Origin of the sequence: Micromonospora parva, assembly GCF_000718515.1 — a bacterium.
Lineage (GTDB): Bacteria > Actinomycetota > Actinomycetes > Mycobacteriales > Micromonosporaceae > Micromonospora > Micromonospora parva.
Map to the genome: position 1 here is coordinate 1 of NZ_JNZS01000009.1, position 14,441 is coordinate 14,441.

Genomic DNA, 14,441 nt, shown 5'->3' on the forward strand with positions numbered 1-14,441 from the left:
CGACTTCACCCGGTAGTAGCCTCCACCGGAGTCGACGAACTGCCACTGCTGCTGGTTACCGTTGTTGCGGGTCCACTGCGTGATCCGCGCGCCGTCGTTCGTGGCCAGGTTGTACACGTCCAGGGCCTTGCCGCTGTTGCGATTGATCAACACGTACCACGCGTTCGTGTCGACGGTCGCCGCTGCGGCGGGCGACGACACCACCGCTACGGCGGCGCCACCGACCATCAACGCCGCCGCGCTGGCGGCGAGGAGACGGGGCAACCACCAACGTTGCCGCCGCGACGGCGGTGCGATTGTTGGAGACCTATCGAGGGCAGACATGATCCTCCTCCAATGACCAAGAGCCGAACGGCCTGCCCGGGGTGGGCGTACCGCGACGCGTGGCCGAGCAAACAGGCGTCAAGAAGTTAGCGTTAACAAGATGCCGGCGAGCCCTGGCGCACGCCTGATTCGAGATCGACGAGGCAGGGCTTGCCCGGAAAGCCAAGGTGTCGTCGTCCTTAGGCATCGACTGTGAGCGATAACATGCCGTTCGTCAAGACGTAACGTGCTGGGAACATCAACGGTCGTCGAACCACGGATCTTGGAGCGGAACACCCTCGACCGACTTCCCGCAGGCATCGCCCCAGATCCCCGCCCAGAGCACGACCACCACCCTTGAGGCGGCGTCGAGCGCGCGTTAACATCGACGTTTGCCCATCGCCTGGGGAGCCGTGCGCCGTGGCCATCAGCGCGGGCGTCCTGGTCGGCATCACCCTCACCGACACCCGGCGCCAACGGCGTGCGGTGTCGGCGGCGCCGGGTGGACGGAGTGGTTGATCCCGCAGTCCAGCCGTCTGTTGACGTCGAACGTGGGGATGCGGTCCGACCACCCGGCGCGAGCGCCCGAGCTATCGGCGGCTCCACTGCTGGTTGGTCTGTCCGGTGCAGGTCCAGAGGACGAGCTTCGTGCCGTTGCCGGTGCCCATGTTGTAGGGGTCCAGGCAGAGGCCGGACTGCACCCCGGTGATGGTGCCGTTGGCGTTCACGTTCCACTGCTGGTTCGTGCCGCCGTGGCAGTCGTAGATGGTGACCTGGGTGCCCGGGGAGGTGCCGTAGCCGGCGGCGTCGAGGCACTTGTTGCCGTACACGGTCAGCGCCTTGCCGCTCGTGTAGGTCCACTGCTGGTTGGTACGACCGTGACAGTCCCACAACTGCACCTGCGTGCCGTTGGTGGTGGACGAGCCGGGGACGTCGACGCAGCGGCCGGACAGCGCGCCCACGATCGCGTTGGTCTGCCCGGAGCCGGTGCCCGGGTCGCCGATGCTGCCGGGCACCGACTGCAACGCGCTGTACCAGCGGGCGGCCATCTTGTCGTAGCCGCCGGAGGTGGGGTGGATGCCGTCGATCAGGTCGCCAGTGGTGAGGGCGCTGTGCATGTCGACCAGGCGCACCCGCTTGCCGGCGTTCACCTTGCTCTGCACGATGCCGGGGATCGCCGCGTTGAACGTGCGGACGGCCGCCTCCTGGTTGCTGTTGGACAGCGGGATGATCTGCGCGACGAACACGTCAGCGGTGGGAGCCGTCGTCGTGATCCGGTCGATCAGGGTGGAGAGCCGGTTCGGCGCGGTGCTCACGTTGTAGTTCTGCAGGATGTCGTTGGTGCCGATGTGCAGCAGGACGGTCCGCGGCCGTTGGGTGTTCAGCCAGCCGACGATGTTCGCGTCGATCTGGTCGATCCGCCAGCCCGGGTGCCCCTGGTGGTCGTGGTCACCCAGGCTGGCCGGCCCGTTGAACTGCGACCCGACGAAGTCCACCGTGTACCGACCGTTGACGAGGCGCTGCCAGAGCCCGATCCGGTACCCACCCGGCACCTGGGTGCCCTCGGTGATGGAGTCGCCGAGCGGCATCACCCGTACCCCGCCGTTGGATTCCGCGCTGGCCGGACCGGTCGAGGTCAGCACCCCGGCGAGGACGACCCCGAGCGCGGCGGTCGCCGCGAGCCATCTTGCCCTCGTTCGCATAGATTTCTCCCCTGCAGTGGTAGTGCTGACCGAGGAGTCAGGCCGTGGCGACCGTCACCACATCGGCATGACGATGCCGTCGCAGCACTGGGACGGGTTTGTTAACGCTAACAGCGATCCATGTAAATTCTTGTCGCTGACCTCGCCCACGTCAAGCGTGCCAGCACCCTTGGGTAGCGGCGCCGAACCAGCGCGACGCCCGCGCCCCTGCTGGCGGCGGTGATCCACGTCAACCGAGCCGACAGATCAACCAGTTCGTGGCCGTAGAGAGCCGGATCAGCGAGAACGTCGCCAGCACGAACAGCACCATCGAACACGGCGGCGGCGTCTACAACGGCAGCGGCACCGTCGTACTGCGCCGCACCCACGTCGACCGCAACCGGGCCATCGGCTCAAGCTCGCAGGGCGGCGGGATCTACAACAACGCCACCCTCAACCTCACCGAAAGCAAGATCACCGACAACATCTCCACACTGGCACCCGGCGGGATCTTCAACGACGGCGGCCAGGTCACCGTGGACCAGAAGACGGCCATCACCGGCAACCGGCCCACCAACTGCACACCCAGCTCACCGCCAGTGCCCAACTGCTTCGGCTGATCAGCCGAGGCGCACGGCACGTGGGTTGTCAGACGGGCATCCGGTCCCGCACGGATTCGATCATGACGATCGGACCGCTGCGGGACCGGACACCTGTCTACGGGACGACCTCAGCTCGGCCCCGCAAAGCGGGGACACCAACTGACGGTGCAGGGCGCATTGCGGCGACCCGAACTGCGCAGACCTACGCCCGTTCAATGCCCCCACCAGGAGAGCGGGGCCACCAACCGACGACCCAAGCGTGATTACGGAAAGCGACGACACCAACCTGGCAGCCAGCGCCCGACGGGGGTGGCCAACAAAAAACGTCTGGCCGCGTTTCCGCAGGCCAGACGTTTTATGATCTTGTGCGCCCGAAGGGACTCGAACCCCTAACCTTCTGATCCGTAGTCAGATGCTCTATCCATTGAGCTACGGGCGCTTGTGCTCAGCCAGTGTACACACCCGGCTTTCGCGCGGAGACTCCGGGATTCGAACCCGGGAGGGGCTTTAAGACCCCAACCGCATTAGCAGTGCGGCGCCATAGACCAGACTAGGCGAAGTCTCCCTGGTGATCCTCAGACCACCGCGCCCGAGGATACAGGTCGCCACCCACCGGGAGCAAAACGACTTCCGGGGTACGCCCGCCAGGGCCACCCGCCCTCGGTGATTCCACGCTGTGCGACGGCGTGATCGGGACTACGCTCCATCGATATGCAGGAGCAGCCGCCCAGCGAGTCGACCCGTCGAGAGCCTGCTGAGGGAGCGCGTCGGCGCTCCCCACGGGCCACCTTCAGGCCGCCGATCGTGGCCGAGCCGACGGTGGCCGAGGAGCCGACCGGGACGGCGGAGTCCACCGAGGCGGCGGCATCCCCGGCAGCCGCGCCGGCGAGCCCGCGTCCTCGACGGGCCAAGGCCGCCCCGGCGGTGCTCTTCCAACCACCGGATCCGGACCGCCCACTGCCCCGACAGCCTGGACGCGCACCGGCCGACCTGACCACCGACGCGACAGCGGGTCAACCAGAACCGTCGAACGGTGACGAACCAGGCCCGCCGAAGGCCCGCACCACCCCCACCCGCAAGGCAGCTGCCCGGAGCGCGGCCGAGCCGCCCGCCGAGGCGATCCCGACCACGCCGGCACCGCGCAAACGTGCCGCGAGCCCCACCAAGGCCGCGAACACCAGGGCCGCGAGCCCCACGAAGGCCGCGAGCACCACAGCCACGAGCCCGAACGAGGCGACGAGCCCTAGCAAAGCGGCGACCCCGGCCAGAGCCGCAAAGGCCACCAAGCGCGCGGCCGCCCCGCGCAAGAGCACCACGCCGGCCGAGCCCGCCCCCGAACCTGTCGCCGAGCAGGTCACGGCACCGGCGGCGCCCGTCGCGCGGCAGGCTGAGCCGGCTCTGGGGCGTACCCCGGAATCGGAGCTGCGGGCGGTCGCCGCGCGCGTGCTCGACCACCCTGGCTTCGCGCCGGAGCTGTTGGCGCTGGCCGCGGTGCGGGCGTTGGGGCCCGGCGCGGCCGGATGGGCGGCGGGGTTGCGCACCCGGTATCCGGACGCGTCGGCGGACGGCCTGGGACGGTTGGCGACCCGGCGGTTCGTCCGTTCGGCGGGTGCGGGCGGGGCGACCGCCGCGCTTGCCGGTGTCTTCGCGCCGCTGGCCGAGTTGGCCGCGGTGCTGTGGACGCATGCGGAGCTGGTGCTGCACCTGGCCGCGGCGTACGACAAGGATCCGACGCATCCCGACCGGGCCGTCGACCTGCTGGTGCTGACCCAGGTGCACCCGGACCGGGCGAGCGCGGTGGCGGCCCTGGCCGCCGCGGAGTCGGCGGGCGACCCGGTCGAGGGGGCGTGGCCTCGGGCGGCGGAGGCGGCCTGGCGGTTGGCCGCGCCGCTCACCGCGCAGGCCGGTGGTTGGGTGGCGTTGCGGCTGGTGGCCCGGTTGCTGCCGGGGGCGGCGGTGCTCGCGGCGGCGCTGGGTGACGCGGCGGCGGCCGACCGGCTCGCGGCCCGGGCGGTGGCCGTCTATCGACCCGGTCGGGGCTGACCGGTCAGAGCCAGTCGAACCATTCGCGGGGCAGCAGCGCGTAGCCGACGAAGGCGAACACGTCGAGCAGTGTGTGCGCGATGACCAGCGGCATCACCCGCCGGGTGCGCAGGTAGAAGAGGCTGAACACCACACCCATGATGGCGTTGCCGACGAACGCGCCGAAGCCCTGGTACAGGTGGTACGAGCCGCGGAGCAGCGCGCTGGCCGCGATGATCGCGGCCAGCCGCCAGTGGAGCTGGCGCAGCCGGGTGACCAGGTAGCCGACCACGATCACCTCTTCCAGCACGGCGTTCTGCACGGCGGCGAGGATCAGCACCGGGACCGCCCACCACACGTCCGGCAGCGCGGCCGGCACCAGCGTCGCGTTGAGGCCCAGGTGGGCCGCGACCCAGAACAGCGCCAGCCCGGGTAGGCCGATGAGCGCCGCCAGGCCGGCACCGCGCGCCACGTCCTGGCCGGGCCGCCGGGCGTCCAGGCCGAGGGTCCGCGCCGGGTCGCCGGGGTCACGGCTGAGCAGGTGTACGGCGAGCAGCACCGGCAGCAGCGCGAACACGATGCCGAGCAGTTGGTACGTGAGGTCCAGCCAGGGTCGGGCCGACGCCGAGGTGTTCAACGAGGCGGTCTGCTTGGAGAGCGGACCGTCGGCGGTCAACTTCGCGATGATCGACACCACCGCGTAGATCGCGGACTGGCCGAGGGAGAGGCCGAGGACCAGCAGCGTCTCGGTGCCCAGCAGTCGGCGGGACACCGGGCGGGTCAGCTCAACGGTCACCGCACCACTCTGCCCGACGGGCGGCGGCGGTGACATGGCCGACCGGCCAGCATGAGCCGATCGCACATTCTGTGCGACCAGTCGACACTCTCCGTGGAGATTCTATGGGCGCCCGATCCGTTGCCGTCTGGAGAAGGAGCGCCCGTGGACAACCTCGCGCGGTTGCTGAAGGAGAGTTGGGCCCTGGTCGAGGACGACCGGGTCCGGTTGAGCGGTCACTTCTACGCTCGGCTGTTCCTGCTCGACCCCGCCCTGCGGCAGCTCTTCCCGGTGCAGATGACCGGCCAGGGCGACCGCCTGCTCGAAGCGATCATCGCGGCGATCCACACCGTCGACGACCCGGAGAGCTTCGACGAGTTCCTCCGGGCGTTGGGTCGCGACCACCGTAAGTACCACGTCGACGAGCAGCACTACGCGACGATGGGCACCGCGCTGCTGGACGCCTTGCGCAGCATCGCCGGTGACGGCTGGAACCTGGAGTACGACCAGGCGTGGCGGGAGGCGTACGCGGCGATCGCCGCCCTGATGGTGGCCGGCGCGGCCGCCGACGACGACCCGCCGTTCTGGCACGCCGAGGTGCTGACCCACGAGCGGTACGGCCCGGACACCGCCGTGCTGACCTGCCGGGCGTTGCAGCATCCGCTGCGCTGGCAGGCGGGGCAGTACGTGAGCCTGGAGGTGCCCCGCTACCACCCCCGGGTGTGGCGCAACTACTCCGTGGCGAACGCCCCGAACGACGACAACGTGCTGGAGTTCCACGTGCGGTCTCCCGGGGCCGGCTGGGTGTCCGGCGCGCTGGTCCGGCGGGTGCGGCCGGGTGACCTGCTGCGCCTGGCGGCGCCGATGGGGTCGATGACGGTGGACCGCGCCTCGGAACGGGACATCCTCTGCGTGGCCGGCGGCGTCGGGTTGGCACCGATAAAGGCGCTGGTGGAGGAGTTGGCCACCTTCAACCGGACCCGGTGGGTGCACGTCTTCTACGGTGCCCGGCAGGCGGCCGACCTGTACGGCCTGGCCGCGTTGCAGGAGTTGGTGGCCGTACACCCGTGGTTGTCGGTCACCCCGGCGTGCAGTGAGGACCCGGACTTCGACGGCGAGCAGGGCGACATCCCGGACGTGGTGGCCCGGTACGGCCCGTGGACCACGCACGACTGCTACGTCTCCGGTGCCGCCCGGATGGTCCGGTCCACCCTGCGGGTGCTCGCCGCGGACGACGTGCCGCCGCCACACATCCGCTACGACACCTTCGGTGACCTCTAGACGTTCCTCCCCCCACACCGGGGCGCGTGCCCCTGCCCCCTGGGGCACGCGCCCCGGTCCCTCGTCGGTCAGTAACTCCACGGGTGGGCGGTCTCGCGGTACTCCTCCACCGGCACCAACGGCACGCCGGGTGCCATCCGGTCCACGTAGAGCCGGCCCTCCAGGTGGTCGACCTCGTGTGCGACAAGGCGGGCCATGCCGAACTCGAACGAGGTGATGATCCGGCTGCCGTCCCACCGGGCGTGCTCCACGTCCAGGCGCAGCGGTCGGGGCACCAGACCTCGGTGGTCGAAGAAGGAGAGGCAACCCTCGTACTGCTCGTCGGTTTCCAGGTCGGCGTCGACCACCCGGGGGTTGAGCAGCACGACCGGCTCCGCCGCCCGGTCGGGGGGCCGCACCACCGCTGCCGCCCGGTCGATGCCGAACTGCGGGGCGGCGACCCCCACTCCCTTGCTGAACGGGTGCAGCTCGTCCAACCGGGTCAGGATCGCGGTGAGCCGGTCGACAACGGCCCGGGCCCCCCGTTCCTCACTGGGCAGATCGAACGGGCGGGCACGCTGGCGGAGCAGATCGGCGCCGCGTTGCAGCACGCCGAGGCCGCGCATCCGGTCGCTGGGTCGGACCCGGGTGGCGCCGGGTCCGACGTCCGGTTCGGTGTCCGGTCGGGCGCGGAAGCGCCACTGCATCCGGTAGCGGGCGTTCAACGGCGGGTCGTCGGTCTGCCAGTCGTAGATCGCCCGGTCGTCCTCGTCGTGACGCTGCGGGGCCGTCCGCAGCGGGCCCTCCTCCGCGCTGAGCGAGGTCTCCACGCCCCAGACCTGTGGGTCGAGCGCCGCCGGCAGGTCCAGGCGTACGGCCAACTGCCGGGTGGGCAGCCGGACGGCTCGCTGGAACCAGAGGCCCCACTTCTCGTGCCCGACGCTGTACGCGTACTCGACGGTGGCCCGGTCACCCGGGTAGAGGGGGAAGCGCCGCTCTCCGTTCTCGAAGAGCAGCCAGATCTCCTTGAACGCGTCCCGGTCGTGTTTGGCCCGCCAGTGCATCGGCTCCGGGTCCCCGCCGCCGTCGTCCCGGCGGGCCTGTATCTGCAGCTCGGCGAAGGTGAGGGGGTGCTCCCGGTGGTGCCGGTTGGAACGGCCGGGGTCGTTCGGGTAGCGGTCGACGGCGACCCGGACCAGGTAGCGGGTGACCGGCTCAAGGCCGGCGTTGTACAGCTCCCGGCGGATGACGCACCGGTAGCCGTCCTCGGTGTGGGTGAGGGTGGCCAGTTCCCGTTCCACGACCAGGCCGGTGCCGGGTGGCAGCCACTGTCCCGGCAGGTACGGCCCGCGGTGCGGCTGGCCCACCCGGGCGTGCCGGAGGTCGTCGTACTCCCGGAAGCGTTGCCAGATCGCGCCGCTGGCTTCCAGGACGGCCTCGGCTCGGCGGGCGAAGTCCTCGGTGGGGCGGTGCCGGCGCCCCTCGACGTGGCTCACGTAGGACGGGTCGAACCCCATCAGAACGGCCAGTTGCTTCTTTGACAGCCCGCGCCCGGTCCGTTGCCGGGCGAGTTCGGCCGCGAAGGAGTCGGCAGCCCGTTCGAGGGGTGAGGTCGTCATCAGCTTCCTCGTGGCCGGGGATATAAGTTTCACGTTCCGTGCCCGAGCACACACTCATGTGGCATCTTTTCGACACACCGCTTGACAATTCGCCGAAGACACCAGCCGCGTGGCGGCGTTTCCCAGCATCGGCTCCGGGTAGTAGCCGAGGCGTCACACCCGCCGGATGCGGAGTGACCTGCGCCTCCGGGATTGGACCAAGGTGAGCCTTCCCTTACGGTCGCAGGTCTGGTTAGGCTAGCCTTAGCTCAGGACGGCACTCGTTCGTCCGCCGGGGCGCACTCCTCGGTCACAGAGACAGGGGACGACTCAGGTGACAGCGGTGATGCCGAGGTGGGAGGCCGCCACCACGCCGCTCGCTCCCGTCACCGCTGCGCTTCGGGCCATGTTCGGCACCGACGACCTCCCCGGCCTCGCCCGGGGTCTGCTGGTCGAGGACGAGTTCGGCTGGTCGCCCGCCACCACCCTGATCGACGGCAGCCGACTGCCGGAGCTGCTGAACGGCGCCGCCGTCCGCTGGGGCGGCACCCCGCACGCCTGCGCGGCACTGGCCTGGAAGTCGTACAGCTACTGGGCCGCGCTGCCGGTCGTGCTCGGCTGGGCCTCCGCCCGGCGGGTGCCACTGCTCGATCCGGCCGACCTCCTGATCCACTTCGAGGACCACCGGCAGCTGCTCACCATGGGTCTGCGGCGGGGCACCACGGTGGCAGTGCTGCCGAACGACCCGCTGGCGCTCGCCGGCCTGCCGGAGGTGCGGGTCGTCGCCGACGAGGCGGAGCTACTCGCCGCACTGCGCGCGTCACTGCTCGACGCCCATCTGGCGCCGCTCATCACGGCGATCCAGTCCGAGGTCCGGGTGGGCACCCGGACGCTGCTCGGCTCGGTCGCCTCCGGCATCGCGCACGGCATCCTGCGGGCCGCCGACGGTCTGCCCGGCTCCACGGTGCAGAGCATCGAGACCCTGCTCGGCGCACTCGACCTGACCGACCTGATCGAGTTGGTGCCCGGGCCGACCGGTGAGCCGACAGTGCAGCGGCGTACCTGCTGCCTCGCCTTCACCCTGCCCCGGCCGAAGGTCTGCCAGGGCTGCTGCGTCCGTTAGGTAAGGGCTGGGCCGGCGCGGCTCAGTCGGTCAACGACCGGACGTCCCACACCCACACCCCACCGGTGAAGACCGGTTCGATCCCGGTCAGCTCGGTCATCCCCCGACGCAGCGCGGCCTCGTGCTCGTGTGGCCCGAGGATCACCACCCCAGCCCGCCAGTAGCGCAGGTCGTCGACCGCTCGGACCCGACTCTGCGGGGTGATCGGCGGCACCGCGCCCGTGCGCCGGATGGTGGCGAAGAAGTTGCTGGTGGGGCGCGGAACCGCGCCGAACAGCGCGACCTTCGGCGGGTCGGCGTTCGGGCGGGTGTCCGGGCCGAGGAAGTAGCCCCGTGCCAGCGGCATGTCCAGCCGGGTCGACGCGGACCAGCGCAGCGGCTCCGCGTACGTGGTGTCCGGCAACGGCAGGGTGACCACACTGCGCCCACCGCTCACGTACGGACGCCAGGCCCCACTGGTCACGAAGGTGGGGATCGGGTCGAGGCGGGCCACCGGCAGCGGGGTGGGAACGATCGGCAACAGGGCCATCGTGAGCATGGTGGCGGTGACGAAGCGGATCTGTCCCCGGGCCACCGGGTGCGCGTACGCCAACGCGCGGGCCCGTTCGGCGCCGTAGGCGAGCAGCAGCCCGATGATCGGGGTGATCGCCAACGCCCAGCGCGTCGGCACCACCGAGTGCAGGATGGGCAGGTTCTCCAACGCCGCCCAGGGGCCCGGCACACCGGTACCCCGGTTGTTGAAGCGGACCTCCCGACCCAGTGAGAGCACCGCGAAGAGCAACCCGAGCCCGGCCAGCGCGAGCACCACTATCGAGCGGCGCAACCACCAGACCAGGGCGATCACCAGCACCACCAGTGCCCAGCCGAAGAAGCTGTTCTCCTCGGTCGGGTTCTTGGCCAGGCCCGCTGCGGTGCGCGCGTTCCCGGCGAGGGACTCCCGGGAGTACGCGACGAACGAGGCCAGGTCACTGGAGTAGCCGCGGATCAGGCGGGACAGCCCGGAGTACGCGTCCGGGCCGAAGAACTGCACGTACAGGGGGTACGCCAGCAGGAGCGCGGCGATCCCGGCGGCGACGGCCAGGCCGGCGAGGAAGGACCGGGCCCGTGACCGGATGTCCGCGCGGCCGACGGCGAGCACACCGATGACCACGCCGAGCCCGATCGCGGTCATCAGCAGGATCTCCAGGTTGAGGAATGCCTGCCAGACGATGACGAGCGCGAGGAGGACCCCGTTGCGCAGCCAGCGGCCCGGTTCGCCGAGTCGTAGCGTGCGCCAGATGATCAACGGGACGACGAACTGCGACACGATGTTCGGGTGACCATTGGCGTGCGACACCATCGCCGGCGCGAACGCGCAGAAGCCGGCGCCCAGCCAGGCCGGTCCCCGGCTGCCGATCAGGACCCGGGAGAGCACGAAATACCAGGCCGTGGCGGTGGCAATCATGCCGACGGTGAGAAAGACCAGGAATGACGCGCGCGGCCCGAACAGCAGGGTGATCGGCGTCATTGGCAATGAAATGGATAATACGGACGTATTGGCCATCAGATTCACGCCGTCGGGCACGTTCATCTGATTGGAATGGAACGGATACGCAAAGTGCGTGACTACTCGCGCACCGTGGGCCATCATCCATTCGAACTGCGACTGGTCGGACTGGTTGTCCCGCACATCGCTGCCCGGGTCCAGCCAGAGTCGACCGGTGACCCAGAAGCCGAGCACCACGAAGCTCAGCACTGCGGCCAGATCCGCCCATTTCCCCCTGCGGGAAGGCCGAACGGCACCGGAGGCCCCCTCCGCCGACGGCGCGGCGGCCGGGCCGTCGCTGCCGCTGGGCACGTCCGATTCAGGAGTAGTCATGACAATTCATAGGGTAGTCAGCGCATGGCACCGCCGTGACATGTTTCGGGGTACTGCCGTACTATGTGCCGGGTTCGCCGACCGCCGATCACGAATCCACCCCCCCGACCACAATTCGGCCACCCCGATGCCCCGATTCTTCTGCCGTCCCAGCGGATGATTCACTCTGTCGGTCCAGGCACGGGTCGAGTTCATATCGTGAGGAATCGACGCATGGCAGAAATCACTGGGGATCAGCGCGTGCAGTCCGAGGTGCTGGAAGGCCTGGCAACCGCTGTCAACCACCGTCGCTGGTTCATCGAGCTGGCCGTGCCGTACCTCGGCGACGACCCGATCGAGATCGGCAGCGGCCTTGGTGACTACGCGCTGGAATGGTCAGAGCGGCTGCCCCGGTTCACCGCCACCGAGGCCGACCCGGACCGGCTGGTGCAGCTCAAGGAGCGCCTCGCCGACCGTCCGAACATCGACGTCCGGCAGATGCTGCTGCCGCACAACGGCCGGGGCGACTACAGCGCTGCGGTCTCGTACAACGTCCTGGAGCACATCGAGGACCACGTGGGCGCGCTGCGGAGCATGCGCGACCTGGTCCGACCCGGCGGCGCCGTGATCATCATCGTGCCCGCGTTCCAGTTCGCGATGGGCCCGGCCGACATCGCCACCGGGCACGTCCGCCGCTACACCAAGAAGACGCTCGGTGCGGCGATGGCCGACGCCGGCCTGACCGTCGAGAAGATCCACTACGCGAACGCGCTCGGGCTGATCGGCTACTTCATGGCCACCAAGGTCTTCCGGCTGATGCCGAAGGAGGGCCCGATGGTCAAGGTGTACGACACCCTCGTCCTGCCCGCCACCAAGGCCGCCGAGCAACTGGTCCTCCCACCCTTCGGCCAGTCCGTCTTCGCCGTGGCCCGAGTCCCCTCCTGACCCCACCGCCGCGCGATCTTGCGCTTTCGGTCGTCGCTATGCCCTTTATGTCGAGAAAGTCGGGACAGAAAGTGCAAGATCGCGGCGGCTGGGCGGCGGTTACTCCTTGATCTGGTACGTGGGGCGGATTACCGCTCTCGCCAGGGTGTGGAACGTGAGGTTGAAGCCCACGTAGGCGGGGGTGGCGTCCGGGGTCAGGTCGAGGCGCTCGACGTCCACGGCGTGCACCGCGAAGACGTACCGGTGCGGGCGGTCGCCGGGGGGCGGAGCCGCCCCGCCGTAACCCTGGTCGCCGTAGTCGTTACGCACCGAGAACGCCCCGCCGAGGTCGGCGCCCGCCGCGCCGCCCGCCCCGCTGGGCAACTGGGTGACGCTGACCGGCAGGTTCACCAGCACCCAGTGCCAGAAACCGCTACCGGTCGGCGCGTCGGGGTCGTAGCAGGTCACCGCGAAGCTCTTCGTCTCAGCGGGAAAATCCGACCAGGTCAGCTGCGGCGAGACGTTGTCGCCCCCGGTGCTGCCATGCGCGTGCCGGGCGTCCATCGGCTCGCCGTTCTGCACGTCGTCGCTGGTGAGCGTGAACGAGGGCAGCGTCGGCAGCAACTCGTACGGGTCCGGGGCGATCGGTCGTTCCAGGGTCATGGGGACGCGTCCTTCCGATGTGCGGAGATACCAGCCCCTTCATACCCCGCTGCGGCCTGTCCGACGAGCGGCACTGTGGTTTTCCGGAGCTACGGTGGAGTTTCGGGCAACGTCCTCAGGGGGACATCGTGGCCGGCATCTGGCGGGACTTCGTGGTGGCCGTCTTCACCGCGTTCCGCCGCCGGGACGAACAGGCCATCGCCGACGAACGGCGACGCGCGGTCGAGCGACTGGCCGACGAGACGATCCGCCAGCAGCGTCGGACCACCGACCCTCCGCAGTGACCGGAACGTGGGGCCCAGCGGCAGCACAGGGCTGCCGAATGAGCCTTCCACCGGCTTCCGGAAATGGCGTCGTCAGCGTATCGCCACCATCAATCCCCTGGCCGGTGCCGATGTCGTCTACCCGACCTTGGCTGACCCTCAACGAGCGAACCTGCTATCTCTGAATAACGGCGAGACGTCGGCGATATGAGGCGGCAACCCCGCTCGACTGCTAACGAATCCGTGGAATATTCACCGGCCGGGCAGAGACGACGGCAGGGTGTGGGCGACTGATCAGTAGGCCGAGTCACGGAGGAACCGAGTGACTGTCATCGCGGACGGCATCCTGGTCGTCAACTCTCTGCGGTACGCACCACAGTGGGCAGCTGCCGAAATCTTCGCACTGGCGAGAGCGGGACACCTCACACTCGAATCAACAGCAGAGGGTGTGGCAATCACCCGCACCGACAAGGCCACCACCGGCATGGAGCTCGAGGAGCGACTGCTGCTCAATGCCGTCTCGCCACAGGCCGTGCTGCACACCGAACACCAGGTGCCGGTGGCGCAGACAGTCACAGCGCTCACCTGCCAGTTGCTACGCCACCGGGGGCTTGCCCGCAAGCTGAGCCCCCGCCGGTTCATGCGCCGGGTGAGCATCTGCAGCTATGCCTTCTCGACCGCCCTCGGGATAGCGCCGATCGCCATCTTCCATTCCGTCAATTCGGTGTGCCTGGGGCTCGCGCTCTTCGCGACGGGGGTCATGAGTTGGAACACCAACGCCGGTGTCAACAAGGCGAGGGCGCAGGCCGTGCGCTTCACACGGCAGGGAAAACGGCAACACAAGCGGCTCAAGAAGCTCAGCCGTCGCCTGATAGCCAGGTCCGAGCCGAGCCAGGAGGATCTACTTGCCCACGAACTGCTCTGGACCATTCACGTTCCACTCGTTCATGCCCCGACCGAGGCACCGCAATGGTTCACGGGCGAATGGCCCACGGATGCGGCGGAACGAACCGCATTGCTGCGGACGATGTTCGAATCCATCGCGACGGGATTGAACCAGCCCGCCGACAAGAAGGGCCGTTTCGCGTTGGACGAGAACACCATGAAGGAAGCCGAGCTGTATCTGACCATCGATGGCATCAAGGAGACGGGTCAGATCCTGGTCGGTGTCGACACCGGCACGGACGTCGACTTCTCGCCGGGCGGCCCGTAGTCAACGCCCCCGGCAGCCGAGCTGATCACCACCGGGTTGGTGGCGGAGGGTGTGGGATTCGAACCCACGAAGACATCGCTGCCTTACCGGTTTTCAAGACCAGCGCCATCGGCCACTAGGCGAACCCTCCTGGACCGCCACCCGTGGGCGTACGGCCACGCATAGTCTGCCACGGC

At 69.3% G+C, this 14,441-nt stretch carries 13 protein-coding genes and 3 tRNA genes; 7 read left to right on the forward strand and 9 right to left on the reverse strand.

Going from position 1 to position 14,441, the window contains the following annotated elements:
• On the reverse strand, positions 1-324 hold a 324-nt coding region (locus tag IF22_RS33065), incomplete at its 3' end, for an RICIN domain-containing protein (RefSeq protein ID WP_167337299.1).
• A gap of 569 nt (positions 325-893) precedes the next feature.
• Positions 894-2,006, reverse strand: coding sequence for a ricin-type beta-trefoil lectin domain protein (locus tag IF22_RS0112865; RefSeq protein ID WP_030331585.1), 1,113 nt, complete (start codon positions 2,004-2,006; stop codon positions 894-896).
• A gap of 257 nt (positions 2,007-2,263) precedes the next feature.
• On the opposite strand from IF22_RS0112865, the gene IF22_RS0112870 reads away from it, so the two are divergent.
• On the forward strand, positions 2,264-2,605 hold the full coding sequence (locus IF22_RS0112870) for a hypothetical protein (protein WP_030331587.1): 342 nt from the start codon (positions 2,264-2,266) through the stop codon (positions 2,603-2,605).
• 348 nt (positions 2,606-2,953) lie between these two features.
• On the opposite strand, the gene IF22_RS0112875 is transcribed toward IF22_RS0112870, so the two are convergent.
• Both IF22_RS0112875 and IF22_RS0112880 read right to left on the reverse strand, forming a co-directional pair.
• Positions 2,954-3,026 (reverse strand) — tRNA-Arg (locus tag IF22_RS0112875).
• A 35-nt stretch (positions 3,027-3,061) separates the two neighbouring features.
• A tRNA-Ser gene (locus tag IF22_RS0112880) sits at positions 3,062-3,152 on the reverse strand.
• Between the two features lie 239 nt (positions 3,153-3,391).
• Between IF22_RS0112880 and IF22_RS0112885 the strand changes: the two genes are divergently transcribed.
• Positions 3,392-4,630: a hypothetical protein gene (locus tag IF22_RS0112885; protein ID WP_245233620.1), complete on the forward strand. Its 1,239-nt coding sequence runs from the start codon at positions 3,392-3,394 to the stop codon at positions 4,628-4,630.
• 4 nt (positions 4,631-4,634) lie between these two features.
• Here IF22_RS0112885 and IF22_RS0112890 read toward each other — a convergent pair whose 3' ends face one another.
• Entirely contained in the window at positions 4,635-5,405 is a 771-nt protein-coding gene (locus tag IF22_RS0112890; RefSeq protein ID WP_030331591.1) for a CPBP family intramembrane glutamic endopeptidase, read from the reverse strand.
• Between the two features lie 144 nt (positions 5,406-5,549).
• On the opposite strand from IF22_RS0112890, the gene IF22_RS0112895 reads away from it, so the two are divergent.
• A complete protein-coding gene (locus IF22_RS0112895; RefSeq protein WP_030331593.1) occupies positions 5,550-6,665 on the forward strand; it encodes a globin domain-containing protein in 1,116 nt (371 codons plus the stop codon).
• A gap of 68 nt (positions 6,666-6,733) precedes the next feature.
• On the opposite strand, the gene IF22_RS0112900 is transcribed toward IF22_RS0112895, so the two are convergent.
• Positions 6,734-8,263, reverse strand: coding sequence for a peptide deformylase (locus IF22_RS0112900; RefSeq protein ID WP_030331595.1), 1,530 nt, complete (start codon positions 8,261-8,263; stop codon positions 6,734-6,736).
• Between the two features lie 325 nt (positions 8,264-8,588).
• On the opposite strand from IF22_RS0112900, the gene IF22_RS0112905 reads away from it, so the two are divergent.
• Complete coding sequence (locus IF22_RS0112905) at positions 8,589-9,365, forward strand: IucA/IucC family C-terminal-domain containing protein (RefSeq protein ID WP_030331597.1); 777 nt, start codon at positions 8,589-8,591, stop codon at positions 9,363-9,365.
• A gap of 22 nt (positions 9,366-9,387) precedes the next feature.
• Here IF22_RS0112905 and IF22_RS0112910 read toward each other — a convergent pair whose 3' ends face one another.
• The gene (locus tag IF22_RS0112910) at positions 9,388-11,223 is read right to left on the reverse strand and encodes a DUF6311 domain-containing protein (RefSeq protein ID WP_030331599.1); all 1,836 of its coding nucleotides are present in this window, start codon (positions 11,221-11,223) and stop codon (positions 9,388-9,390) included.
• A 213-nt stretch (positions 11,224-11,436) separates the two neighbouring features.
• Here IF22_RS0112910 and IF22_RS0112915 point away from each other — a divergent pair, with 213 nt between their 5' ends.
• Complete coding sequence (locus tag IF22_RS0112915) at positions 11,437-12,147, forward strand: class I SAM-dependent methyltransferase (RefSeq protein ID WP_030331601.1); 711 nt, start codon at positions 11,437-11,439, stop codon at positions 12,145-12,147.
• A 99-nt stretch (positions 12,148-12,246) separates the two neighbouring features.
• Here the strand turns inward: IF22_RS0112915 and IF22_RS0112920 are convergent, their stop codons facing one another.
• Positions 12,247-12,789 carry a YbhB/YbcL family Raf kinase inhibitor-like protein gene (locus IF22_RS0112920; RefSeq protein WP_030331603.1) on the reverse strand — a complete coding sequence of 181 codons (543 nt, stop codon included), beginning with the start codon at positions 12,787-12,789 and terminating at the stop codon, positions 12,247-12,249.
• Between the two features lie 128 nt (positions 12,790-12,917).
• Here IF22_RS0112920 and IF22_RS34990 point away from each other — a divergent pair, with 128 nt between their 5' ends.
• On the forward strand, positions 12,918-13,073 hold the full coding sequence (locus IF22_RS34990) for a hypothetical protein (protein WP_156057529.1): 156 nt from the start codon (positions 12,918-12,920) through the stop codon (positions 13,071-13,073).
• 301 nt (positions 13,074-13,374) lie between these two features.
• Positions 13,375-14,265, forward strand: a complete 891-nt coding sequence (locus tag IF22_RS0112930) for a hypothetical protein (protein ID WP_030331605.1) — start codon at positions 13,375-13,377, stop codon at positions 14,263-14,265.
• Between the two features lie 40 nt (positions 14,266-14,305).
• Here IF22_RS0112930 and IF22_RS0112935 read toward each other — a convergent pair.
• Positions 14,306-14,395: transfer RNA gene (locus IF22_RS0112935), tRNA-Ser, on the reverse strand.
• Between the last annotated feature and the right edge of the window lie 46 nt (positions 14,396-14,441).

Coding starts and splice junctions, on each gene's coding strand:
- IF22_RS0112865 (WP_030331585.1), bottom strand. CDS start 2,006: ATGCGAACGAGGGCAAGATGGCTCGCGGCGACCGCCGCGCTCGGGGTC.
- IF22_RS0112900 (WP_030331595.1), bottom strand. CDS start 8,263: ATGACGACCTCACCCCTCGAACGGGCTGCCGACTCCTTCGCGGCCGAA.
- IF22_RS0112905 (WP_030331597.1), top strand. CDS start 8,589: ATGCCGAGGTGGGAGGCCGCCACCACGCCGCTCGCTCCCGTCACCGCT.
- IF22_RS0112910 (WP_030331599.1), bottom strand. CDS start 11,223: ATGACTACTCCTGAATCGGACGTGCCCAGCGGCAGCGACGGCCCGGCC.
- IF22_RS0112915 (WP_030331601.1), top strand. CDS start 11,437: ATGGCAGAAATCACTGGGGATCAGCGCGTGCAGTCCGAGGTGCTGGAA.
- IF22_RS0112920 (WP_030331603.1), bottom strand. CDS start 12,789: ATGACCCTGGAACGACCGATCGCCCCGGACCCGTACGAGTTGCTGCCG.